The 20,535-nt window shown below is 71.5% G+C and carries 19 protein-coding genes; 8 read left to right on the top strand and 11 right to left on the bottom strand.

Going from position 1 to position 20,535, the window contains the following annotated elements; genetic code table 11:
* Positions 1-64 precede the first annotated feature (64 nt).
* The 4 genes from Z164_RS0108130 to ndk form a co-directional block, all read right to left on the bottom strand.
* Positions 65-913: a helix-turn-helix domain-containing protein gene (locus tag Z164_RS0108130; protein ID WP_024890210.1), complete on the bottom strand. Its 849-nt coding sequence runs from the start codon at positions 911-913 to the stop codon at positions 65-67.
* Positions 910-1,743 (bottom strand): tetratricopeptide repeat protein, encoded by an 834-nt coding sequence (locus Z164_RS0108125; protein WP_024890209.1) that lies wholly within the window; start codon positions 1,741-1,743, stop codon positions 910-912. The genes Z164_RS0108130 and Z164_RS0108125 overlap by 4 nt, the downstream gene beginning before the upstream one ends.
* Positions 1,730-2,854 carry a dual-specificity RNA methyltransferase RlmN gene (rlmN, locus tag Z164_RS0108120; RefSeq protein ID WP_043689623.1) on the bottom strand — a complete coding sequence of 375 codons (1,125 nt, stop codon included), beginning with the start codon at positions 2,852-2,854 and terminating at the stop codon, positions 1,730-1,732. Before rlmN ends, Z164_RS0108125 begins: the two co-directional genes overlap by 14 nt.
* Before the next feature lie 130 nt (positions 2,855-2,984).
* Positions 2,985-3,410, bottom strand: coding sequence for a nucleoside-diphosphate kinase (ndk, locus tag Z164_RS0108115; protein ID WP_024890207.1), 426 nt, complete (start codon positions 3,408-3,410; stop codon positions 2,985-2,987).
* Positions 3,411-3,675: 265 nt separating this feature from the next.
* On the opposite strand from ndk, the gene Z164_RS0108110 reads away from it, so the two are divergent.
* The 3 genes from Z164_RS0108110 to Z164_RS0108100 all read left to right on the top strand — a co-directional run bounded on the left by Z164_RS0108110 (position 3,676) and on the right by Z164_RS0108100 (position 8,099).
* On the top strand, positions 3,676-4,320 hold the full coding sequence (locus Z164_RS0108110) for a TetR/AcrR family transcriptional regulator (protein ID WP_024890206.1): 645 nt from the start codon (positions 3,676-3,678) through the stop codon (positions 4,318-4,320).
* Positions 4,321-4,417: 97 nt separating this feature from the next.
* On the top strand, positions 4,418-6,790 hold the full coding sequence (locus Z164_RS0108105) for a 3-hydroxyacyl-CoA dehydrogenase/enoyl-CoA hydratase family protein (RefSeq protein WP_024890205.1): 2,373 nt from the start codon (positions 4,418-4,420) through the stop codon (positions 6,788-6,790).
* Positions 6,791-6,893: 103 nt separating this feature from the next.
* Entirely contained in the window at positions 6,894-8,099 is a 1,206-nt protein-coding gene (locus Z164_RS0108100; protein ID WP_024890204.1) for an acetyl-CoA C-acyltransferase, read from the top strand.
* Positions 8,100-8,153: 54 nt separating this feature from the next.
* On the opposite strand, the gene galU is transcribed toward Z164_RS0108100, so the two are convergent.
* From galU to cmk, 7 genes are all read right to left on the bottom strand, one after another.
* A complete protein-coding gene (gene galU, locus Z164_RS0108095) occupies positions 8,154-9,056 on the bottom strand; it encodes a UTP--glucose-1-phosphate uridylyltransferase GalU (protein ID WP_024890203.1) in 903 nt (300 codons plus the stop codon).
* Entirely contained in the window at positions 9,053-10,957 is a 1,905-nt protein-coding gene (locus Z164_RS0108090) for a polysaccharide biosynthesis protein (RefSeq protein ID WP_024890202.1), read from the bottom strand. The genes galU and Z164_RS0108090 overlap by 4 nt, the downstream gene beginning before the upstream one ends.
* Positions 10,954-11,991, bottom strand: coding sequence for an MraY family glycosyltransferase (locus Z164_RS0108085; RefSeq protein WP_024890201.1), 1,038 nt, complete (start codon positions 11,989-11,991; stop codon positions 10,954-10,956). Before Z164_RS0108085 ends, Z164_RS0108090 begins: the two co-directional genes overlap by 4 nt.
* Positions 11,992-12,006: 15 nt before the next feature.
* Complete coding sequence (lapB, locus tag Z164_RS0108080) at positions 12,007-13,191, bottom strand: lipopolysaccharide assembly protein LapB (protein WP_024890200.1); 1,185 nt, start codon at positions 13,189-13,191, stop codon at positions 12,007-12,009.
* A gap of 173 nt (positions 13,192-13,364) precedes the next feature.
* Positions 13,365-13,667 carry an integration host factor subunit beta gene (locus Z164_RS0108075; protein ID WP_024890199.1) on the bottom strand — a complete coding sequence of 101 codons (303 nt, stop codon included), beginning with the start codon at positions 13,665-13,667 and terminating at the stop codon, positions 13,365-13,367.
* An 88-nt stretch (positions 13,668-13,755) separates the two neighbouring features.
* Entirely contained in the window at positions 13,756-15,444 is a 1,689-nt protein-coding gene (gene rpsA, locus Z164_RS0108070; RefSeq protein WP_024890198.1) for a 30S ribosomal protein S1, read from the bottom strand.
* 202 nt (positions 15,445-15,646) lie between these two features.
* Positions 15,647-16,321, bottom strand: a complete 675-nt coding sequence (gene cmk / locus Z164_RS0108065; protein ID WP_024890197.1) for a (d)CMP kinase — start codon at positions 16,319-16,321, stop codon at positions 15,647-15,649.
* Between the two features lie 266 nt (positions 16,322-16,587).
* Between cmk and ykgO the strand changes: the two genes are divergently transcribed.
* From ykgO to Z164_RS0108040, 5 genes are all read left to right on the top strand, one after another.
* On the top strand, positions 16,588-16,713 hold the full coding sequence (ykgO, locus tag Z164_RS0108060; RefSeq protein ID WP_010342887.1) for a type B 50S ribosomal protein L36: 126 nt from the start codon (positions 16,588-16,590) through the stop codon (positions 16,711-16,713).
* A gap of 152 nt (positions 16,714-16,865) precedes the next feature.
* Positions 16,866-17,195 carry a hypothetical protein gene (locus Z164_RS0108055; RefSeq protein ID WP_024890196.1) on the top strand — a complete coding sequence of 110 codons (330 nt, stop codon included), beginning with the start codon at positions 16,866-16,868 and terminating at the stop codon, positions 17,193-17,195.
* Positions 17,196-17,283: 88 nt separating this feature from the next.
* Positions 17,284-18,327, top strand: a complete 1,044-nt coding sequence (locus Z164_RS0108050) for an agmatine deiminase family protein (protein WP_024890195.1) — start codon at positions 17,284-17,286, stop codon at positions 18,325-18,327.
* Positions 18,328-18,404: 77 nt separating this feature from the next.
* On the top strand, positions 18,405-19,289 hold the full coding sequence (locus tag Z164_RS0108045) for a carbon-nitrogen hydrolase (RefSeq protein ID WP_024890194.1): 885 nt from the start codon (positions 18,405-18,407) through the stop codon (positions 19,287-19,289).
* A gap of 16 nt (positions 19,290-19,305) precedes the next feature.
* Positions 19,306-20,514 (top strand): TraB/GumN family protein, encoded by a 1,209-nt coding sequence (locus tag Z164_RS0108040; RefSeq protein ID WP_024890193.1) that lies wholly within the window; start codon positions 19,306-19,308, stop codon positions 20,512-20,514.
* Positions 20,515-20,535 lie beyond the last annotated feature (21 nt).

Below are 20,535 nucleotides of genomic sequence, written 5' to 3'. Positions count from 1 at the left end.
TTCTCGGGGACCCGGGGCCGGGTCGGCTGGCCGTGCGGGCGCGCCGCGGCGGGCGCGCCGTTGCTCACTCCGAAAGCGGAGCGAGCGAGCCGTCAGAGGATACCGCAAAGCGCGCCACGTTCGCGCGCATGAAGGGCGCGATGTCCTGCACCTCGTCGCCGCGCCGCACCTCCACCGCGCCGGCGTTGCCCAGCACGACGCGTCCGACCTGCCCGGCCGGGTAGCGGCGGCTCTCGCCGGCGCGCAGCAGCGCCTGCTCGATCTCGGTGCCGTCCGGCGCGATCACCTGCACCCAGCTTTCCCCGGACACGGTCAGGGAGAGTTCGGCCGAGCGCGGCGTCGCCGGCGCCCGCTGGATCGGCGGGGTCATCGAGGCCACGAACGGCCGCTGCGGATGCGCCGGCGCGGCCGGCCGATCCCCGGCGGCGCCGGGTACCGGCGACTGCGCCGGCGCGGCGCCGGGCAGCGAGGCCGGGTCGACGTCGAGCGTGGCGATGGCGCGGGCGTCGCCCTCCACGTGCTGGCGGGTCACCATCCACACCGGGACCGCGATCGCCGCGGTGATCACCGCGTACACCAGCCGGCGCGAGGCCTGCTCGGCGAAGCGCTGCAGCCGCGAGGTGTAGGTCCGGGGCTGCAGGGTCGCCGGCTGCACCGGCTGGTTCGCCCCGGCCGGCAGCAGCGCGTCGGCGGCGAGCCCGAGCGCGCGCGCGTAGCTGCGGATCTGTCCGCGCACGAACACCGGCGCGCCCAACCGGTCCCAGTCGTCGGCCTCGAGCGCTTCCACGACGCGGACCGGCACGCGCATCCGCCCGGCGACCTGCTCGACGCTCAGGCCGGCGCGCGATCGCGCTTCCCGCAGGCGCTCCCCGTGCCCGGCTTCGGGCAGGCCTGGATTCGCTGCAGATGTCATGGTCGACTGCTTTCCCCGGCTTGTTCGGACAGCGTGCCCGGGAATTCCGTTCCCATCCGCTGACGATAGCGATCGGCGGCGTTCCTGTCGCCGAGTCTGTCTTCGATCTGTGACGCGAGTAGAAGCGCGCCGGCGGAGGCCGGGGCCGCGGCGAGCCGGCGCTCCGAGAACGCCCGCGCCTCCAGGTAGCGGCCATTACGGTACTGGTATTCGGCCAGCGCTGACAACGCCACCACGTTGACCGGGTCCAGTTCCAGCGCCGCGCGCAGGTCGCGCTCGACGCGCTCCGGCTGCCCGGCGGCCTGCGCGCAGGCGCCGGCGTTGGCCAGCGCGTTGGCGATGTTGCCCTGGCGCGGGTCGGCGATGACGCGGTCGAAGTACGGCATCGCCTCCGCCGCGCGGCCGCTCGCGCACAGCCAGGCGCCGTAGTTGTTGAGCGCGATGGCGTTGTCCGGCGCGGCCTCGGCGGCCCGGCGGTAGTAGTCGCCCGCCTCGGCCGTGCGGCCGGCGCGCGCCTCCAGCAGCCCGAGCACGGTCAGCGCATCGACCGAGGCCGGATCCACGCGCAGCGCGTCGCGCGCATGCCCGGCCGCGGCGGCCGCATCGCCCTGCGCGAGCGCGCGGTCGGCGCGGGTCAGGTGCACCGCCGCCTCGTTGCGCCGGCGCTGCTCCGGCGTGCTCTTGAATTCGTAGCCTGGCGCCACCCGCACTTCCTTGCCGCGGGAATAGTCCTTGCGCACGAAGGTCAGCCGCGAGCAGCCGGCCGCCAGCACGGCGGCCGCGACCGCGGCGGCGAGCAGCACCCGGCCGAGCGGCTCAGGCCGCCGCATCGACGCCTTCCCCGCCCTGCAGCCGGCGGCGGAACTCGGCCTGGCGACGGGTGCGGTCGGCGACCTGGCCCTTGAGCTGGCCGCAGGCCGCGTCGATGTCGTCGCCGCGGGTGCGGCGCACGGTGGTCAGCACCTGCGCATCCAGCAGCAGCTTCTGGAAGGCGCGGATGTCGCCGTCCTCGGCGCGCTCGTAGGCGGTGCCCGGGAACGGGTTGAACGGAATCAGGTTGACCTTGGCGGCGTCCTTCATCTGCACCGCGCGGTCGAAGGCGCGCATCAGCGCGGCCAGCTGGCGGGCATGCTCGGGGCGATCGTTGACCCCGCGCATCATCGTGTACTCGAACGTGATCGAGGTGCCCTTGCGGCGCAGCGCGTAGCGCTTGCAGGCGTCCATCAGCTCGGCGATCGGGTACTTCCTGTTCAACGGCACCAGCTGGCTGCGCAGCTCGTCGTTCGGCGCGTGCAGCGAGACCGCCAGCGACACGTCGCTGGCCTCGCCGAGGCGATCGATCATCGGCACCATGCCGGCGGTGGACAGGGTCACGCGCTTGTTGGCCAGGCCGTAGCCCAGGTCGTCGCGCATCACGCTCATCGCGCGCACGACGTTGTCGAAGTTCATCAGCGGCTCGCCCATCCCCATCATCACCACGTTGGTGAGCCTGCGCTGCTTGTGCGGGACGTTGCCGAGGTGCCGCGCGGCCACCCAGACCTGGCCGACGATCTCGGCGGTGGACAGGTTGCGGTTGAACCCCTGGGTGGCGGTGGAGCAGAAGCTGCAGTTGAGCGCGCAGCCCACCTGCGAGGACACGCACAGCGTGCCGCGCCCCTTGTCGGGGATGAACACCGTCTCGATGGCGTTCCTGCCGTCCATGCCCAGCAGCCACTTGTGGGTGCCGTCGGCGGAGGGCTTCTCGAACTGGACGCCGGGCACGCGGATCTCGGCATGCGCCTCCAGCTTGCCGCGCAGCGTCTTGCCCAAGTCGGTCATCTCCCCGAACGTGGTGACGTGGCGGTGGTGGATCCACTTCATGACCTGGTGGGCGCGGAAGCGCTTCTCGCCGAGGGTCTCGACGAAGAAGCGCTCCAGGCCCTCGCGGTCCAGCTCCAGCAGGTTCTGCCGGGCCGGCGCGTCGCTGGCCGGCGCCGCCGCGCGCGCGGGGCCGGCCGCCGGCGCGGGCGCGGCGGCGTCGAGGGCTTGCGGGCGGGCGGCGGGCTCGGTCACGGCGGCGGGCTGCGCGGGATCAGCGCGCGTAGACGTCGGTGGTGGGGAAGAAGTAGGCGATCTCCACCGCGGCGGTCTCGGCGGCATCGGAGCCGTGCACGGCGTTGGCGTCGATGGAGTCGGCGAAATCGGCGCGGATCGTGCCGGGGGCGGCGTCCTTCGGGTTGGTGGCGCCCATCAGCTCGCGGTTCTTGGCGATCGCGTCCTCGCCTTCCAGCACCTGGATCATCACCGGGCCGGAGATCATGAACTCCACCAGGGCGTTGAAGAATGGGCGCTCGCGGTGCACGGCGTAGAAGCCCTCGGCTTCCTTGCGCGAAAGCTGCTTCATGCGCGCGGCCACGACCTTCAGGCCGGCCTGCTCGAAGCGTGCGTAGATCTGGCCGATGACGTTCTTGGCGACGGCATCGGGCTTGATGATGGACAGGGTGCGCTCCAGCGCCATGGGGGGTCTCCGATCAGGCGGGCCGCGACACGGCGCGGCCCAGATTAACATGGAAAAACCCGCGGCGATGCGCGGGTTTAGCCGATCTGGCTGGAAAGGATTCTAGCTCATCGCGGCCTGCCTTGGGTAGCGCGGCCGCACGCCGCCCGCGCGGCCGGCGTCCGCCCCCCGCGACGCCTGCCGCCAACCGGCGTGCTGCGCTGCGGATTGACCCCGCGACGATCCTGCGCCTAGCATTCAAACAATCGTTTGATTGTGGTGCCGCATGTCCACCGCCCCCTGGCCCGGCAAGCCCTTCTCCACCAAGGAGCGCATCCTCGGCGCGGCCGAGGAGCTGTTCGCGCAGCAGGGCTTCGGGGCGACCTCGCTGCGGCAGGTGACCAGCCGCGCCGACGTCAACATCGCCGCGGTGAACTACCACTTCGGCAGCAAGGAGAACCTGGTCAACGAGGTGTTCCGCCGGCGCATGGACGACATGAGCGCCGAGCGGCTGTTGCGCCTGAACGCCGCCCGCAGCGAGCGCCCCGGGGAACTGGAGGCCGTCCTGGCCGCGTTCGTCGAGCCGGCGCTGGCCCTGGCCGGCGACCGTGCCGGCGGCGGCGCCTTCATCCGCGTCATCGCCCGCGCCTACGCCGAGCAGAACGACCGCCTGCGCGCGTTCCTGTCCGAGCGCTACGGCCACGTGCAGCGCGAGTTCGCCCGCGCCATCGCCGACTGCGTGCCCGGACTGGGCAAGGAGCAGCTGTACTGGCGGCTCGACTTCCTGGGCGGCGCGCTCACCTACGCCATGGCCGACTTCGGCCTCATCCGTCGCCCGAACGGCGTGGACGAGGCGACCCACCGCCGCCGCGCGGCGGAGGAACTGATCCGCTTCGCCGCCGCCGGCATCCGCAGCGGCGATGCCGGCTGAGGATCGCCGGCGCCGCGGCCGGACCGAACGACCGGAATGAGGCGCATCGCGCATCCGAGCCCACGCAAGAACGTTGTTCATCAAGGAGTTGCGAAGAATGTCTGAGAAACTGCTGGTCCGCCGCGCCGCCGTCCTCGGCGCCGGGGTCATGGGCGCGCAGATCGCCGCCCACCTCACCAACGCCGGCGTCGATACCGTGCTGTTCGACCTGCCCGCCCAGGACGGCCCCGCCGACGGCGTGGTGCTCAAGGCGATCGCCAACCTGGGCAAGCTGAGCCCCGCGCCGCTGGCGGACAAGGCGCTGGCCGAGGCGATCGTGCCGGCCAACTACGACACCGGCCTGGACCTGCTGCGCGAGTGCGACCTGATCGTGGAGGCCATCGCCGAGCGCATGGACTGGAAGCAGGACCTGTACCGCAAGATCGCGCCGTTCGTGCCGGCGCACGCGGTCCTGGCCAGCAACACCTCGGGCCTTGGAATCAACAAGTTGGCGGAAGTTCTTCCGGAAGAACTCAGGCACCGGTTCTGCGGCGTCCACTTCTTCAACCCGCCGCGCTACATGCACCTGGCCGAGCTGATCCCGGCCGCCACCACCGATCGCGCCGTGCTGGAAGGCCTGGAGACCTTCCTGACCACCCAGCTCGGCAAGGGCGTGATCTACGCCAAGGACACCCCGAACTTCATCGGCAACCGCATCGGCGTGTTCTCGATCCTGGCCACCGCCCACCACACCGCCGAGTGCGGGCTGGGCTTCGACGAGGTGGACGCGCTGACCGGCCCGTTGATCGGCCGCCCGAAGTCGGCGACCTACCGCACGTCCGACGTGGTCGGCCTGGACACCATGGCCCACGTCATCAAGACCATGGCCGACACCCTGCCCGACGACCCCTGGCACCGCTACTTCAAGGCCCCGGCGTGGCTGGACGCGCTGATCGCCAAGGGGGCGCTGGGCCAGAAGACCGGCGCCGGCGTGTTCCGCAAGGTCGACAAGGACATCCTGGTGCTCGACGTGGAGAAGCAGGACTACCGCCCTGCCGACCGCAAGGCCGCCGATGAGATCGTGGAGATCCTCAAGACGAAGGACCCGGCGCAGAAGTTCGCCCGGCTGCGCGAGAGCCAGCACCCCCAGGCCCGGTTCCTGTGGGCGGTGTTCCGCGACCTGTTCCACTACAGCGCCTACCACCTGGCCGACATCGCCGAGACCGCGCGCGACGTGGACCTGGCCATCCGCTGGGGCTACGGCTGGTCGCTCGGCCCGTTCGAGACCTGGCAGGCAGCCGGCTGGAAGCAGGTGGCGCAGTGGATCGCCGACGACATCGCCGCCGGCAAGGCGATGAGCGACGCCCCCCTGCCCGCCTGGGTGCTCGACGGGCGCGACGGCGTGCATGGCGCCGACGGCAGCTACAGCCCGTCGCGGGACGCGGCGGTGCCGCGCTCCTCGCTGCCGGTGTACCGGCGCCAGCGCTTCCCCGATCCGCTGCTGGGCGAGCGCTTCCCGCAGGGCGAGACGGTCTACGAGAACGACGGCGTGCGCCTGTGGACCGACGACGACGACATCGGCGTGGTCGGCTTCAAGACCAAGATGAACACCGTGTCCGATCAGGTGCTCGACGGCCTGCAGGAGGCGATCGGCATCGCCGAACGGCGCTTCGCCGGGCTGGTGCTGTGGCAGCAGAAGGAGCCGTTCTCGGCCGGCGCCGATCTCGCCGGCGCGCTCGGCCTGCTGCAGGCGGGCCGGATCGACGCCTTCGAGGCGATGGTCGCCAACTTCCAGCGCACCAGCCAGCGCATCAAGTACGCGCTGGTGCCGGTGGTGGCCGCGGTGCGCGGCCTGGCGCTGGGCGGCGGCTGCGAGTTCCAGATGCACAGCGCCCGCACCGTCGCCGGGCTGGAGAGCTACATCGGCCTGGTCGAGGCCGGCGTGGGCCTGCTGCCGGCCGGCGGCGGGCTGAAGGAGCTGGCCCTGCGCGCGTCGCAGGCCGCCGGCCCCGGCGGCGACGTCTTCGCCGAGCTGAAGAAGGTGTTCGAGACGGTGGCGATGGCCAAGGTCTCGACCTCGGCGCTCGACGCCAAGGCGCTGGGCCTGCTGCGCCCCGCCGACAAGGTCGTCTTCAACGCCTACGAGGCCCTGCACATCGCCAAGGCCGAGGCGCGCGCGCTGGCCGAGGGCGGCTACCGGCCGCCGCTGCCCGCGCGCCGCATCCGCGTCGCCGGCGACGTCGGCATCGCGACCTTCCGCATGCTGCTGGTCAACATGCTCGAAGGCCGCTTCATCAGCGAGTACGACGACGAGATCGCCACCCGCATCGCCACCGTGCTGTGCGGAGGCGAGGTCGACCGCGGCGCCGTGGTCGACGAGGACTGGCTGCTCGATCTCGAGCGCCGTCACTTCGTCGAACTGGCGCAGCAGGAGAAGACCCAGGCCCGCATCGCGCACATGCTCAAGACCGGCAAGCCGCTGAGGAACTAGGGGGGCCGGAGGCCCGGGGCCGAAGACAGGCCCCGCCCGCCCCGCTCCCATCGCTTCCGCGACGTTCTCCTGGCCCCCGGCCCCTCATTCAGGAACCCACCCAATGACCAGACAGATCCAAGACGCCTACATCGTCGCCGCCACCCGCACCCCGGTCGGCAAGGCGCCCAAGGGCGTGTTCCGCAACACCCGCCCGGACGACATGCTGGCCCACGTGCTCAAGGCCGTGGTCGCGCAGGCGCCGGGCATCGACCTCGGCCGCATCGACGACGCCATCATCGGTTGCGCCATGCCCGAGGCCGAGCAAGGCATGAACGTGGCCCGCATCGGCGTGCTGCTGGCCGGCCTGCCCGACACCGTGGCCGCGCAGACCGTCAACCGCTTCTGCTCCTCCGGCCTGCAGGCCGTCGCGCTGGCGGCCGACCAGATCCGGCTGGGCAACGCCGACCTGATGCTGGCCGGCGGCACCGAGAGCATGAGCATGGTGCCGATGATGGGCAACAAGGTCGCGCTGTCGCCCTCGGTGTTCGCCGACGACCACGTCGCCATCGCCTACGGCATGGGCATCACCGCCGAGAAGGTCGCCGAGGAATGGAAGGTCTCGCGCGAGGACCAGGACGCGTTCGCGCTGGCCTCCCACCGCAAGGCGATCGCCGCGATCCAGGCCGGCGAGTTCGCCGACGAGATCACCCCCTACGAGGTCGTCTCGCGCCAGCCCGACCTCGCCGGCAACGCGATCCGGCTGAAGAAGCTGCGGGTGGAACACGACGAAGGCCCGCGCCCGGATTCGAGCGCCGAAGGGCTGGCCAAGCTGCGGCCGGTGTTCCGCAACGGCCAGTTCGGCGGCACCGTGACCGCCGGCAACAGCTCGCAGATGAGCGACGGCGCCGGCGCGGTGCTGCTGGCCTCCGAGCAGGCGATCAAGGACTACGGCCTGACCCCGCTGGCCCGCTTCGTCAGCTTCGCGGTGGCCGGCGTGCGGCCGGAGGTGATGGGCATCGGGCCGATCGCGGCGATCCCCAAGGCGCTGCGCCAGGCCGGGCTGTCCAAGGACCGGCTCGACTGGATCGAGCTCAACGAGGCCTTCGCCGCCCAGGCGCTGGCGGTGATCCGCGACAGCGAGCTGGATCCGGACAAGGTCAACCCGCTGGGCGGCGCGATCGCCCTGGGCCACCCGCTGGGCGCCACCGGCGCGGTGCGCACCGCGACCATCGTGCACGGCCTGCGCCGGCGCAAGCAGAAGTACGGCATGGTGACGATGTGCATCGGCACCGGCATGGGCGCGGCCGGGATCTTCGAGTCGGTGTAGCGCTGCAGCGCACGCGATGGGCCCTTCCCGCCGGGCCCATCGCGTCGCGTTCGCTCAGTTCTCGGCGACGCCCAGCTCGTCGAGCGCGCGCTGCATGCTCTCGCGCGCGGCCTCGCTCAGGGTCTCGTGGTCGAGCGCGAAGCGGATCGTGGCCTCGATCAGGCCGATGTGGGCGCCGCAGTCGAAGCGCGTGCCCTGGAAACGATAGGCATCGAACCGCCCCCCCCGCGCGATCAGGTCGGCGATGGCGTCGGTCAGCTGGATCTCGCCGCCGCTGCCGCGCCCGGTGTTCTCCAGCGAGGCGAAGATCTCGGGCGGCAGCACGTAGCGGCCGACCACCGCCAGCGTGCTGGGCGCGTCCTCCGGCCTGGGCTTCTCCACCATGTTGCGGATCGCGCCGTGGCGGTCCGAGAAGCCCTCGATATCGACGATGCCGTAGCTGGAGGTCTTGTCGCGCGGCACGTTCTGCACCGCGATCACGCCGGCGCCGGAGGCTTCGGCATGGTCGGCCATCTGCTTGAGCGCGGAGGCGCCGCCGCGGTTCCAGATCAGGTCGTCGGGCAGCAGCACCGCGAACGGCTCGTCGCCGACGACCTCCTTGGCGCACAGCACCGCGTGCCCCAGCCCCAGCGCCTCGGGCTGGGTGACGAAGATCGCGCGCACGTGCGCGGGCAGCGGGTTGCGCACCATTTCGAGCTGCTCGTGCTTGCCCGCGCGCTCCAGCTTGTCCTCGAGCTCGTAGGCCTTGTCGAAATAGTCCGCGACCGCGTGCTTGTAGCGGTTGGTGATGAAGACCAGGGTGTCGCAGCCGGCGTCGATCGCCTCGTCCACGGCGTACTGGATCAGGGGCCGGTCGATGACCGGCAGCATTTCCTTGGGGACGGTCTTGGTGGCGGGAAGGAATCGGGTGCCGAGCCCGGCGACGGGGAACACGGCCTTGCGGATGCGTCGAGTCATGTCTTTCTTGCGAGTCGGGCGGGAAAGGCGACCACGGTCGCAGCCTGCGGCTCGGCCGGCTCGAGCGGGTTGAACTCGGGCACCGACTCGCGCAGCGACTGCGCCAGGGCGTCCAGATCGTAACGTTGCGAGGCGTCGCGAAGGTGTGCAGCCGCGCTCAGCACGCGCTCGGCGAGGATCGCCCGCGCCTCGGCCTGCAGGATCTTGGGATGCGAAGTGGGCCGGTAGCGTTCCTCCGCGTGGAACAGCGTCTCGTGCAGCTTCTCGCCCGGGCGCAGGCCGGTGTACACGATCGCCACGTCGCGCTCGGGGTGCTTGCCGGCCAGCCGGATCATCTGTTCGGCCAGCAATCGGATCGAGACCGGCTCGCCCATGTCGAGGGTGTAGATCGCATGCCGCGAGCCCAGCGCGGCCGCCTGCAGGATCAGCAGGCAGGCCTCGGGGATGGTCATGAAGTAGCGGGTGACCTCGGGATGGGTCACGGTCACCGGCCCGCCGGCGCGGATCTGTTCGCGGAACAGCGGCACCACGCTGCCGGCCGAATCCAGCACGTTGCCGAAGCGCACGGTGACGAAGCGGGTCGTCGCCGATTCCGCCAGCGCCTGGCAGACCATCTCGGCCAGGCGCTTGGTCGCGCCGAGCACGTTGACCGGATCGACCGCCTTGTCGGTGGAGATCAGCACGAACGAGGCCACGCCGGCGGCCACCGCCTCGCGGGCCACGGTCTCGGTGGCGAGCACGTTGTTGCGCACCGCCTCGCGCAACTGGCCCTCCAGCACCGGCACCTGCTTGTAGGCGGCGGCGTGGAACACGGCCTCGGGCGCGGACGTGGACAGCGCATGGCGGATCACCGCGGGATCGCCGCAATCGCCCAGCACCGGCACGCACTCGACCTGCGGGAAGTCGCGCCGCATCATCGACTCGATGGTGGTCAGCGCCAGCTCGTCCATGTCGAGCACGGTGACCTGGCGGGCGCCGTTGCGCGCGCACTGCCGGCACAGCTCGGCGCCGATCGATCCGCCGCCGCCGGTCACCAGCACGCTGCGCCCGCCGAGCCAGCTGCGGATCGACTTCCAGTCCGGCACCACCGGCTGGCGGCCCAGCAGATCCTCGATCGCCACTTCCTTGAGCTCGCCCGGCAGCGAGCGGCCTTCCAGCAGGTCGTCGATCCTGGGCACGGTGCGGAACGGCAGGCCGGTCTCCTCGCACAGCGACACGACCTTGCGCATGGCCACCGCGTCCAGCGAGGGCATGGCGATGATCAGCAACCGGGCCGCGGTCTCGGGGGCGATCTTGGCCACGTCCTCGACGCGCCCCAGCACCGGCACGCCCTGCAGGTAGCTGCCGTGCAGCTTGGGCGCGTCGTCCAGGAAACCCACCGCCTGGTAGGCGCCGGTGCGCCGAAGGTCGCGCAGCAGCGCCTCGCCCGCCTGGCCGGCGCCCAGGATCAGCACCCGCACCGCGGTGTGGTCGGTCTGCGCCAGGCTGTAGTCCTTCCAGCTGCGGTACAGCAGTCGCGGCATGCCCAGCAGCGCGGTCAGCACCACCGGGTAGAGGATCAGCACCGTGCGCGGGACCTGATCGAGGCGGTTGTAGAGGAACAGCGACAGCAGGATGGCGACCAGCCCGAACAGGCTGGCCTTCAGGATGTTGAGCAGATCCGGCACGCTGGCGAAGCGCCAGACGCCGCGGTACAGGCCGACCCGCCACAGCACCAGGCCCTGGGCCAGCAGGACCAGCAGCGTCGAGGTCGACCACAGCGGCACTTCGGGAGGGATCGGCTGCATGGACAGCCGGAACTGGTGCAGGGCCACCCAGCACAGCCAGACCATGGCCAGGTCGTGCAGCACGATGCCCGCGCGGGGCACCAGCGCGGCTGCGCGTTCGGACCAGTTCTTCACAGGGGCGAACCTTTCGATGTCATCCGGCGATCAGCATCCTGCAGCACGAACCAAAGCAGGCCCCCTGCGACCTGCCACACGACTATCGCGACCATCATAAACCCAAATGGGAGATCCGACCTGTACGATGCGATCGCCGCCAGGCCCCCCGCCCCGCTCCATGCCGCATAGGCGAGCGTGGTGCGTGCGTGCCCCACGCGCCGTGCCCAGGCCTGATAGGCGTGCTGCACGTGCGGCCGCCACCACGCCTCGCCGCGGAGCATGCGCCTGAGCAACGTGAGGGAGGCATCAAGACCGAACGCGCCCAGCGGTACCGACAGCAAGGCCAGCCAGAGCAGCGCGGACTGGGGCTCCGTCGCGTTCGCGTGGCGATCGAACAGGCCGCGGGCGACCAGCGCCGCCAGCAGGTAGCCCAGCGCGCCGCTCCCCACGTCGCCCAGGAAGATGCGCGCGCGAGGGAAATTGAACGGCAGGAAGCCGCAGCAGGCCGCGGCCAGCGCCCAGGCCGCCAGGCGCAGATCGGGATCCGCGGCCAGGCTGCCGCAGACCGCGGCCGCGATCGCCGCCTGGCTCGCCGCGAGCCCGTTGATGCCGTCCATGAAATTCCAGACGTTGAGCAGCCCGACGGCCAGCACGAACGCCGCGCTCGCGGCGAGCCAGTGTCCGCCCGCCCCGGCCACCGCCGCGCCCAGCAGCGCCCCGGCCACCAGATGCACGGCGAACCGGCGGCGCGCCGACAGCGGCCGATGGTCGTCCCACCAGCCGATGAAGGCCACCAGCGCAGTGCCGGCGCAGACCGCCAGCCAGTACCCGCGCGGCGCGGGTGCGGAGGGCGCGACCGCCAGCCAGCCCAGCAACGGCGACAGCGACAGCACGATCGCGATGCCGCCGCCGCGCGGCGTCGCCACCGCATGGCTGCGGCGCTCGCCCGGTTCGTCGAGCAGGCGCCGCCACAGCGCGTAGCGGCGCGCCAGCCACGTCAGCGCCGCGGTCGCCAGGGCGACGGCGGCGCAGATCGCGAGCGTGTTCGGCATCGGATCCGACAGGGCCTAAACCACGGCGTAGTTGAGCAACGGCTTGATCGTGCCCCATTCCTTGCAGCTGGGGCATTGCCAGTGGTGGCTGCGCGCGCCGAAGCCGCAGCGGTTGCAGCGGTAGCTGGGATTGCGCACCAGCAACTGGTCGGTGATGTGCTTGAGGTCGTGCAGGGTGCGGACCGGGTCCGCGCCCTCGCCCGCGGCCAGGGTGAGATCGATCAGCGCGGCCTCGCCGCGCACCGAAGGACGGTCCTTGAGCTGCGCGGCGAGATACTCGCGCGCGGCGGCCACGCCGCGCTCGGCTTCGACCAGCCGGGTCAGCGCCAGCACCGGCGCGATGCCGCGGTAGTGCTCGGTCATCTCGGCCAGGAACGAACGCGCCCCGGTGGCGTCGCCGTTGCGCTCGTAGGCGGCCAGCAGCTGGGGCATGATTTCCGGGAGGAAATCGGTGTCGTGGCGGGCGGCGCGCTCGAAGGCGCGGATCGCGGCGACGTCGTTGCCGGCGTCGAACTCCAGCCGCCCGGACAGGATGCCGGCGCGCACGGAGTTGGAATCCGCCGCGTAGGCGCGCGCCACCGCGGCGCGCGCGCCGTCGAAGTCGCCGGAGGCGCGCAGTCGTTCGGCCAGCTCGCACTCGAAGTGCGCGATCAGGCGCCCCATCGGCTCGCCGGTGACCGCCTCGTAGCGGGTGGCGTTGTCGATCGCCTTCGGCCAGTCGCGCTCGGACTGGTAGATGGAGATCAGGTGCTTGAGCGCCTGCGGCGCGCGGTCGTCGAGCGCGGCCAGCTCGGTGAACACCGTCTCGGCGCGATCGAGCAGCCCGGAACGCATGTAGTCCTCGCCCAGCGCCAGCAGCGCCTGCACGCGCTGCTGGTCGCTGAGGTCGGAGCGCTCCACCAGGCCCTGGTGGAGGCGGATCGCGCGATCCACCTCGCCGCGCCGGCGGAACAGGTGGCCCAGCGCGACCTGGGTCTCGAACGTGTCCTTGTCCAGCTCGGCGATGTGCAGGAACAGCTCGATCGCCTTGTCGGGCTGTTCGTTGAGCAGGTAGTTGAGGCCGCGGAAATAGGTCGTCGACAGACGGCTGACCTGGGTGTCGCTGTGGCGTTCGCCGCCCCTGCGCCCGATGATCCAGCCGCTCAGCGCGGCCAGCGGCAGCAGCAGGAAGAACCAGAACCACTCGCTGATGAAGGCCATCGATCGACTCCTCGTTCAATGCGGGCCCGGCCGCGCGCCCGCGCCTGGCGCCGGCACGCGCGCAGCGTGCGGCAGGCCGGCGGCGGGACCGGGGCAGTATCACCGAAACCCGGCGCGGCCACGCACCGACCGGCGGGAAATGCGGCCATGCTTCGGCCCAGCGCCCTGGGGCGTCAGTCCTCCGACGGCAGCGGATCCACGCCGCTGACGCGCTCGCGCAGCTCCTTGCCGGGCTTGAAGTGCGGCACGTGCTTGCCCGGCAGGGCGACCGCGTCGCCGGTCTTCGGGTTGCGCCCGGTGCGGGGCGGACGGTAATGCAGCGAGAAGCTGCCGAAGCCGCGGATCTCGATGCGCTCGCCCTGGGCCAGGGAAGCGCCCATCATCTCCAGCAACGACTTCACCGCGAGATCGACGTCGTCGGCCTTCAGGTGCGCCTGCCGCGCGGCAAGGATCTCGATGAGTTCCGACTTGGTCATGTCCCCGGTCTGACGCTGGTGGCGCACAGGGCGCCGAGAATGCAAACGGCGGCCCGGAACCCGGGCCGCCGTCGCCGACTCGCTGGTGTTACTCGCTCTTGCCTTCCAGCTGCTCGCGCAGCAGCGCGCCCAGCTTGGTGGTGCCGCTCGAGGCCTCGGCCGCCGCGCGGTTGTACTCGGCCAGGGACTCGGCGGTCTCCGCCTCGTCCTTCGCCTTGATCGACAGCTGCAGGGTGCGGCCCTTGCGGTCCATGCCGACGAACTTGGCCTCGATCGTATCGCCGACCTTCAGGAACTGGCTGGCGTCGTCGACGCGCTGGTCGTTGATGTCGCGCGCGGCCACGTAGCCCTCCACGCCCTCGGCCAGGTCGATGATCGCGCCCTTGGCGTCGACTTCGCGGACCGTGCCGGTGACCTTCGAGCCCTTGGGGTGCGAGGCCATGAACTGGCCGAACGGATCCTGCTCGAGCTGCTTGACGCCCAGGCTGATGCGCTCGCGCTCCGGATCGACCGCCAGCACCACCGCCTGCAGGGTGTCGCCCTTCTTCAGGTTGCGCGCCAGGTCCTCGCCGCCGGTGTTCCAGCTCATGTCGGACAGGTGGATCAGGCCGTCGATGCCGCCGTCCAGGCCGATGAACACGCCGAAGTCGGTGATCGACTTGATCTGGCCCTCGACCTTGTCGCCCTTCTTGTGGATCGCGGCGAAGGTCTCCCACGGGTTCGAGGTGACCTGCTTCATGCCCAGCGAGATGCGGCGGCGCTCCTCGTCCACGTCCAGCACCATGACCTGGACCTCGTCGCCGACCTGCACAACCTTCTGCGGGTTGACGTTCTTGTTGGTCCAGTCCATCTCCGACACGTGCACCAGGCCCTCGACGCCCGGCTCGATCTCGACGAACGCGCCGTAGTCGGTGACGTTGGAGACCTTGCCGAACACGCGGGTGTTGGCCGGGTAGCGGCGCGAGATGTTGTCCCACGGATCCTCGCCCAGCTGCTTCAGGCCCAGGCTGACGCGGTTGCGCTCGCGGTCGTACTTGAGCACGCGCACTTCCAGTTCCTGGCCGACCTCGACCACCTCGGACGGGTGGCGCACGCGCTTCCACGCCATGTCGGTGATGTGCAGCAGGCCGTCGATGCCGCCCAGGTCCACGAACGCGCCGTAGTCGGTGAGGTTCTTCACCACGCCCTTGAGCTTGGCGCCCTCGACCAGCTTCTCCATCAGCGCCTCGCGCTCCTCGGAGTGCTCGCTCTCGACCACCGCGCGGCGGGAGACGACGACGTTGTTGCGCTTGCGGTCCAGCTTGATCAGCTTGAACTCGAGCTCCTTGCCCTCGAGGTAGACCGGATCGCGCACCGGGCGCACGTCGACCAGCGAACCCGGCAGGAACGCGCGGACGTCCTTGATGTCGACGGTGAAGCCGCCCTTGACCTTGCCGCTGATGCGGCCGGTGACGGTCTCGTTCTTCTCCAGCGCTTCTTCCAGCTCGTCCCACACCATCGCGCGCTTGGCCTTCTCGCGCGACAGCACGGTCTCGCCGAAGCCGTTTTCGAGCGAGTCCAGCGCCACCTTGACGGTGTCGCCGACGGCGACGTCGATCTCGCCGTCGTCGTTACGGAACTGTTCGATGGGCACGATGCCCTCGGACTTCAGGCCGGCGTTGATGACGACGACGTCGGTGCGTACGTCGACCACCGTGCCGCTGACGATGGCGCCCGGCTTGAGCTTGGCGAGGTTGGCCTGGCTCTGCTCGAACAGTTCTGCGAATGATTCGGTCATTGTGATGGTTACTCGGTTGATGACACGGACGCGCGGTGCGGCGGGAACTTCCGCCCGGATGCCGCGGTCCACCCGTAGGTCGGCCTGCGCGGGATTGCGTATGGCCGTTGCGTGCGAAGTGGATTTCCTCCGGGCGCGAGCGCCCGGAAGGGCCTGTCCGCCGCGAGCCGGACGCGCCGGGCGGGCCCGGCGCCCGAAGGCGTCAGTCCCGCACCAGCGCGAGCACGCGCGCGACCACCTCGTCGATCCCCAGGCCGGTGGTGTCGATGCGGACGGCGTCTTCGGCCGGCCGCAGCGGCGCCACCGCGCGGCTGGCGTCGCGGGCGTCGCGGGCGAGAATCTCTCGCAGCAGACCGCTCAATGTAACGGAAACCCCCTTGCCGCTCAACTGCTTATAGCGCCTTTCGGCGCGTTCCTCGGCACTGGCGGTCAGAAACACCTTCCAATCGGCATCCGGAAAGATCACCGTACCCATGTCGCGACCGTCGGCGACCAGGCCCGGCGGCTGCCTGAATGCGCGCTGCCGGTCCTTGAGCGCGGCCCGCACCTCGGGGATCGCGGCGATCGCCGACGCCGCCGCGCCGGCGGTCTCGGTGCGCAGCTCGTCGGTGGCATCGACGCCGTTGATCAGCACCCGCGGCTCCCCCGACGGCGCGTCGCGAAACGCCACCTCGACGTCGAAGGCGCAGCGCACCAGCGCGGCCGGGTCGGCCAAGTCGATGTCGCTCCAGCCCGCGGCGACCCCGACCGCCCGGTACAGGGCGCCGGAATCCAGGTAATGCCAGCCCAGCTCGCCCGCCACCGCGCGGCTGATGGTGCCCTTGCCCGAGCCGGAGGGACCATCGATGGTGAGGACGGGGACGGCGGATTCGGGCATGCCGGGGGCTCGATGCGGGGACGGCACATTCTAGGTTCTCCGCCGCTCCGGCGGGCGGGCCGCATCTCGGGACGCATCGCGGCTGCGAGGGCGGCGTCGCCTCGCCCGGAGCGGCGACGCGTCCGAGGCCGTGCCCCGGCACAGGCCGATGCGGCCCGGCACGCGCCCGCGCGAGGCAAGCAGTTGATCCGGCTGGCGAAAGTCCGCTAGAATCGCCGGTTTCCTGCCGTCATCCCGTCACCCTTTACGCAAGCCGAGGTTCCATCATGAAGGTCCTGTCCTCCCTGAAGTCGGCGAAGGCCCGCCACCGCGACTGCAAGGTCGTTCGTCGTCGCGGCAAGGTCTTCGTGATCTGCAAGTCCAACCCGCGGTTCAAGGCGCGCCAGCGCTGAGACCGCCCCGGCGCCGCGGCGCCGGCCGGTTGCGTCGAGAGGGCCGCGCGAGCGGCCCTTTCGCGTTGGGGCGCGCCGCCCTCCACGGGCGCAGCGGCGCGATCGGCCTGGCGTTGTTTAGAATCTGCGCTTCCGACCGCCAGGAGCCTGCCATGCCCCGTCGTATCGCCGTTGCCGCGTTGTGCGCGCTGGCCCTCGCCGGCGGCTCCGCTTCCGCCGACGTCCTGCTGGTCGAGCGCGTCCAGGCCGGGGCCCGGGTCGCGCTGCCGCCCCAGGGCATGCGGATGGCCGAGGTCGAGGCGCGTTTCGGCGCGCCGGCCGAGCGGCTCGACTCGCGCGGCGGCCAGAAGCGCGACTGGCCGACCATCCACCGCTGGGTGTATCCGGACTTCACCGTGTACTTCGAGCGCGACCGGGTGGTGAGCGCGGTGCTCAACCAGGCCGCGCCCAACGAGATCGGGCCCCGCCCCGCGATCCGCTGATCCGCGCCGTCGGCGCACTGCCCGTCCCGCCTTCTTCCAGGTGCCGGCCCGCGCGGCCGGCGCCCTCGTCCAGGAACGCCCGCGACCCATGACCCACGACCTCCCCGCCCGCCGCTTCCCCGCCGAATGGGAGCCCCAGGCCGCGATCCTGCTGGCCTGGCCCCACGCCGACACCGACTGGGCCGAACGCCTGGGCGAGGTCGAGGAGACCTACATCGCGCTGGTCGGGGCGATCGCGCGCTTCCGTCCGGTGCTGCTGTGCGTGGCCGACGACGACGTCGAGGCCTACGCGCGCGCGCGGCTGTCGTCCTCGCGCATCGACATGGCGCAGGTGCGCTTCCTGACCGTGCCCTACGACGATACCTGGCTGCGCGACTCCGGCCCGATCACCTTGCGCGAAGGGGACGGCTTCCGCCTGCTGGACTTCCGCTTCACCGGCTGGGGCGGCAAGTTCGCCGCCGAGCGCGACGACGCGCTGGTGTCGCGCCTCGACGAGATGGGCGTGTTCGCCCGCAGCGAGCGCATCGCGATCGACTTCGCGCTGGAAGGCGGCGCGATCGAGACCGACGGCGCGGGGACCCTGCTGACCACCTGGAAGTGCCTGCACGAACGCCACCCCGGTCTCGACCGCAGCGTGCTCGAGGCCCAGCTCGCCGGCTGGCTGGCGCAGGAGCGCGTGCTGTGGCTGGAGCACGGCTACCTGGAGGGCGACGACACCGACGCCCACATCGACACCCTGGCGCGCTTCGCCGCGCCCGACGCGATCGTGTTCCAGGCCTGCGACGATCCCGGCGACGCGGCGCACTACGCCGAGCTGCGCGCGATGGCCGACGAGCTGGCCGCCCTGCGCACCGCCGATGGCGCGCCGTACCGCCTGTTCCCGCTGCCGTGGCCGCGCCCGATCCACGACGGCGAGCGCCGGCTGGCGGCCTCCTACGCGAACTTCCTGATCGTGGACGGCGCGGTGCTGATGCCCGGCTACGGCGACCCGGCCGACGCCGCGGCGCGCGACGTCGTCGCGCAGGCGTTTCCGGATCGCGAGGTGGTGCAGATCGATTGCCGGCCGCTGATCTGGCAGAACGGCAGCCTGCACTGCCTGACCATGCAGTTGCCGCGCGGCGTGCTCGGCTGACGCCGCCGGCGCAGCCGGTACCCGCGGCCCATCGCCGCGCTCCGTGGCGTACAGCCTCCAAGGATTAGACTGCCCGCATGAAGACCAAGACCCTGCCCGTCGCCCTCGTCCAGGAGCGCAACCACGGCGACGCCGCCGCCAACCTGGAGGTCATCGAGGCCCGCGTGGCCGAGGCCGCGGCCGCCGGCGCGCGCCTGGTGCTGCTGCAGGAGCTGCACAACGGCGCCTACTTCTGCCAGCACGAGTCGGTGGCCGAGTTCGACCTCGCCGAGCCCATCCCCGGGCCCAGCACCGAGCGCCTGTCGGCGCTGGCCGCGCGCCACCGGGTGGTGCTGGTCGGCTCGCTGTTCGAGCGCCGCGCCGCCGGCCTGTACCACAACACCGCGGTGGTCCTGGACGCCGACGGCCGCCTGGCCGGCAAGTACCGCAAGATGCACATCCCCGACGACCCCGGCTTCTACGAGAAGTTCTATTTCACCCCGGGCGATCTGGGCTTCGGCCCGATCGACACCTCGGTCGGTCGCCTGGGCGTGCTGGTGTGCTGGGACCAGTGGTACCCGGAGGCCGCGCGGCTGATGGCGCTGGCGGGCGCGGAGCTGCTGCTCTACCCCACCGCGATCGGCTGGGACCCGGACGACGCCGAGGACGAGCGCGCGCGCCAGCGCGACGCCTGGGTCCTCAGCCATCGCGGCCACGCGGTCGCCAACGGCCTGCCGGTGCTGTCGTGCAACCGGGTCGGCCACGAGCCGTCGCCGCTCGGCGCCTCCGGGATCCGCTTCTGGGGCAACAGCCACGTGCTCGGCCCGCAGGGCGAGTTCCTGGCCGAGGCCGGCGGCGAGCCCGAGCTCCTGCTGGCGGAGCTGGACCTGGCGCGCAGCGAGGACGTGCGCCGGATCTGGCCGTTCCTGCGCGACCGCCGCATCGATGCCTACGGCGACCTGCTCAAGCGCTACATCGACTGACCGCCCGGCACCGCCCATGACCGAAACGCCCAGCCCGCTCTGGCAGAGCCAGCCGCATGCCATCGTCGAGCGCGACGGCGTCCGCTACACCCTGCTGGGCACCGCCCACGTCTCCAAGGCCAGCGTGGACGCGGTGGAGGACGCCATCGACAGCGGCGGCTTCGACACCGTGGCGGTGGAGCTCGACGCCGGCCGGTTGCAGGCGCTGACCGACCCGGACGCGCTGGCGCAGCTGAACCTGGTGGACGTGATCCGCAAGGGCCGCGTGGCCATGTTCGCCGCCAACCTCGCCCTGGCCGCCTACCAGCGCCGGCTCGCCGAGCAGCTGGGCATCGAGCCCGGCGCCGAGCTCAAGCGCGCGGTCGCGGTGGCGAAGGAGCGCGGGCTGGGGCTGGAACTGATCGATCGCGAGGTCGGGCTGACCTTCCGCCGCGCATCGCAGCGCCTGGGCTTCTTCGGCCGGCTCAAGCTGGGCTGGAGCCTGCTCGGCGGGCTGCTGACCAGCGAGGAAATGGGCGAGGACGAGATCGAGAAGCTCAAGGAAGGCGACATGCTGGAATCGAGCTTCGGCGAGTTCGCGCAGACGAGCCCGGCGCTGTACGAAACCGTCATCGCCGAGCGCGACCGCTACATGGCCGCGCGCCTGCGCGAGGTCCCGGCCGGCGCGAAGGAGGTGCTGGCGGTGGTCGGCGCCGGACATCTGGCCGGGCTGGCGCGCCATCTCGCCGAGGACGCGCCGGCGCCGGCCGAGATCCGCGCCGAGCTGGAGGCGGTCGCGGCCAGGCGCCGCTTCCCCTGGTTCACCACGATCCTCATGGCGTTGATCCTGGGCATGATCGCCTGGGGCTTCTGGCAGGGCGGCGCCGCGCTGGGGACGCAGATGCTGCTGGACTGGGTCGTCATCACCGCCGTGCTGGCCGCGATCGGCACCATCGCCGCGGCGGGCCATCCGCTGAGCGTGCTGGTCTCGGCGATCGCCGCGCCGCTGAAGCCGTTCCGGCCTCCCGGGGTCTCGCCGGGGCTGTTCAGCGCGCTGGTCGAAGTCCAGCTGCGCAAGCCCGCTTACGGCGACTTCCTGGCCCTGCGCGACGACGTACAGACGCTCAAGGGCTGGTACCGCAACCGCGTCTCGCGCGCGATCCTCAACTTCATGCTGACCAATCTCGGTTCCAGCGCCGGCGTGTGGATCGCCGGGCTGCGCATCTTCCGGACCCTGCTGTCGTAGACCCCGCCCTCGCCGCGGCCC

Source organism: Luteimonas huabeiensis HB2 (assembly GCF_000559025.1).
GTDB lineage: Bacteria > Pseudomonadota > Gammaproteobacteria > Xanthomonadales > Xanthomonadaceae > Luteimonas > Luteimonas huabeiensis.
The sequence above is the reverse complement of the archived record's forward strand: the minus strand, read 5'-3'. Positions and strand labels throughout refer to the sequence as shown.

What these genes read in the sequence shown, in the direction of transcription:
- rpsA (WP_024890198.1), bottom strand. Translation starts at nt 15,444, where the DNA reads ATGACCGAATCATTCGCAGAACTGTTCGAGCAGAGCCAGGCCAACCTC.
- Z164_RS0108085 (WP_024890201.1), bottom strand. Translation starts at nt 11,991, where the DNA reads ATGCCGAACACGCTCGCGATCTGCGCCGCCGTCGCCCTGGCGACCGCG.
- Z164_RS0108100 (WP_024890204.1), top strand. Translation starts at nt 6,894, where the DNA reads ATGACCAGACAGATCCAAGACGCCTACATCGTCGCCGCCACCCGCACC.
- Z164_RS0108045 (WP_024890194.1), top strand. Translation starts at nt 18,405, where the DNA reads ATGAAGACCAAGACCCTGCCCGTCGCCCTCGTCCAGGAGCGCAACCAC.
- galU (WP_024890203.1), bottom strand. Translation starts at nt 9,056, where the DNA reads ATGACTCGACGCATCCGCAAGGCCGTGTTCCCCGTCGCCGGGCTCGGC.
- Z164_RS0108040 (WP_024890193.1), top strand. Translation starts at nt 19,306, where the DNA reads ATGACCGAAACGCCCAGCCCGCTCTGGCAGAGCCAGCCGCATGCCATC.
- cmk (WP_024890197.1), bottom strand. Translation starts at nt 16,321, where the DNA reads ATGCCCGAATCCGCCGTCCCCGTCCTCACCATCGATGGTCCCTCCGGC.
- Z164_RS0108130 (WP_024890210.1), bottom strand. Translation starts at nt 913, where the DNA reads ATGACATCTGCAGCGAATCCAGGCCTGCCCGAAGCCGGGCACGGGGAG.
- Z164_RS0108055 (WP_024890196.1), top strand. Translation starts at nt 16,866, where the DNA reads ATGCCCCGTCGTATCGCCGTTGCCGCGTTGTGCGCGCTGGCCCTCGCC.
- lapB (WP_024890200.1), bottom strand. Translation starts at nt 13,191, where the DNA reads ATGGCCTTCATCAGCGAGTGGTTCTGGTTCTTCCTGCTGCTGCCGCTG.
- Z164_RS0108110 (WP_024890206.1), top strand. Translation starts at nt 3,676, where the DNA reads ATGTCCACCGCCCCCTGGCCCGGCAAGCCCTTCTCCACCAAGGAGCGC.
- ndk (WP_024890207.1), bottom strand. Translation starts at nt 3,410, where the DNA reads ATGGCGCTGGAGCGCACCCTGTCCATCATCAAGCCCGATGCCGTCGCC.
- Z164_RS0108050 (WP_024890195.1), top strand. Translation starts at nt 17,284, where the DNA reads ATGACCCACGACCTCCCCGCCCGCCGCTTCCCCGCCGAATGGGAGCCC.
- Z164_RS0108105 (WP_024890205.1), top strand. Translation starts at nt 4,418, where the DNA reads ATGTCTGAGAAACTGCTGGTCCGCCGCGCCGCCGTCCTCGGCGCCGGG.
- ykgO (WP_010342887.1), top strand. Translation starts at nt 16,588, where the DNA reads ATGAAGGTCCTGTCCTCCCTGAAGTCGGCGAAGGCCCGCCACCGCGAC.
- Z164_RS0108125 (WP_024890209.1), bottom strand. Translation starts at nt 1,743, where the DNA reads ATGCGGCGGCCTGAGCCGCTCGGCCGGGTGCTGCTCGCCGCCGCGGTC.
- Z164_RS0108075 (WP_024890199.1), bottom strand. Translation starts at nt 13,667, where the DNA reads ATGACCAAGTCGGAACTCATCGAGATCCTTGCCGCGCGGCAGGCGCAC.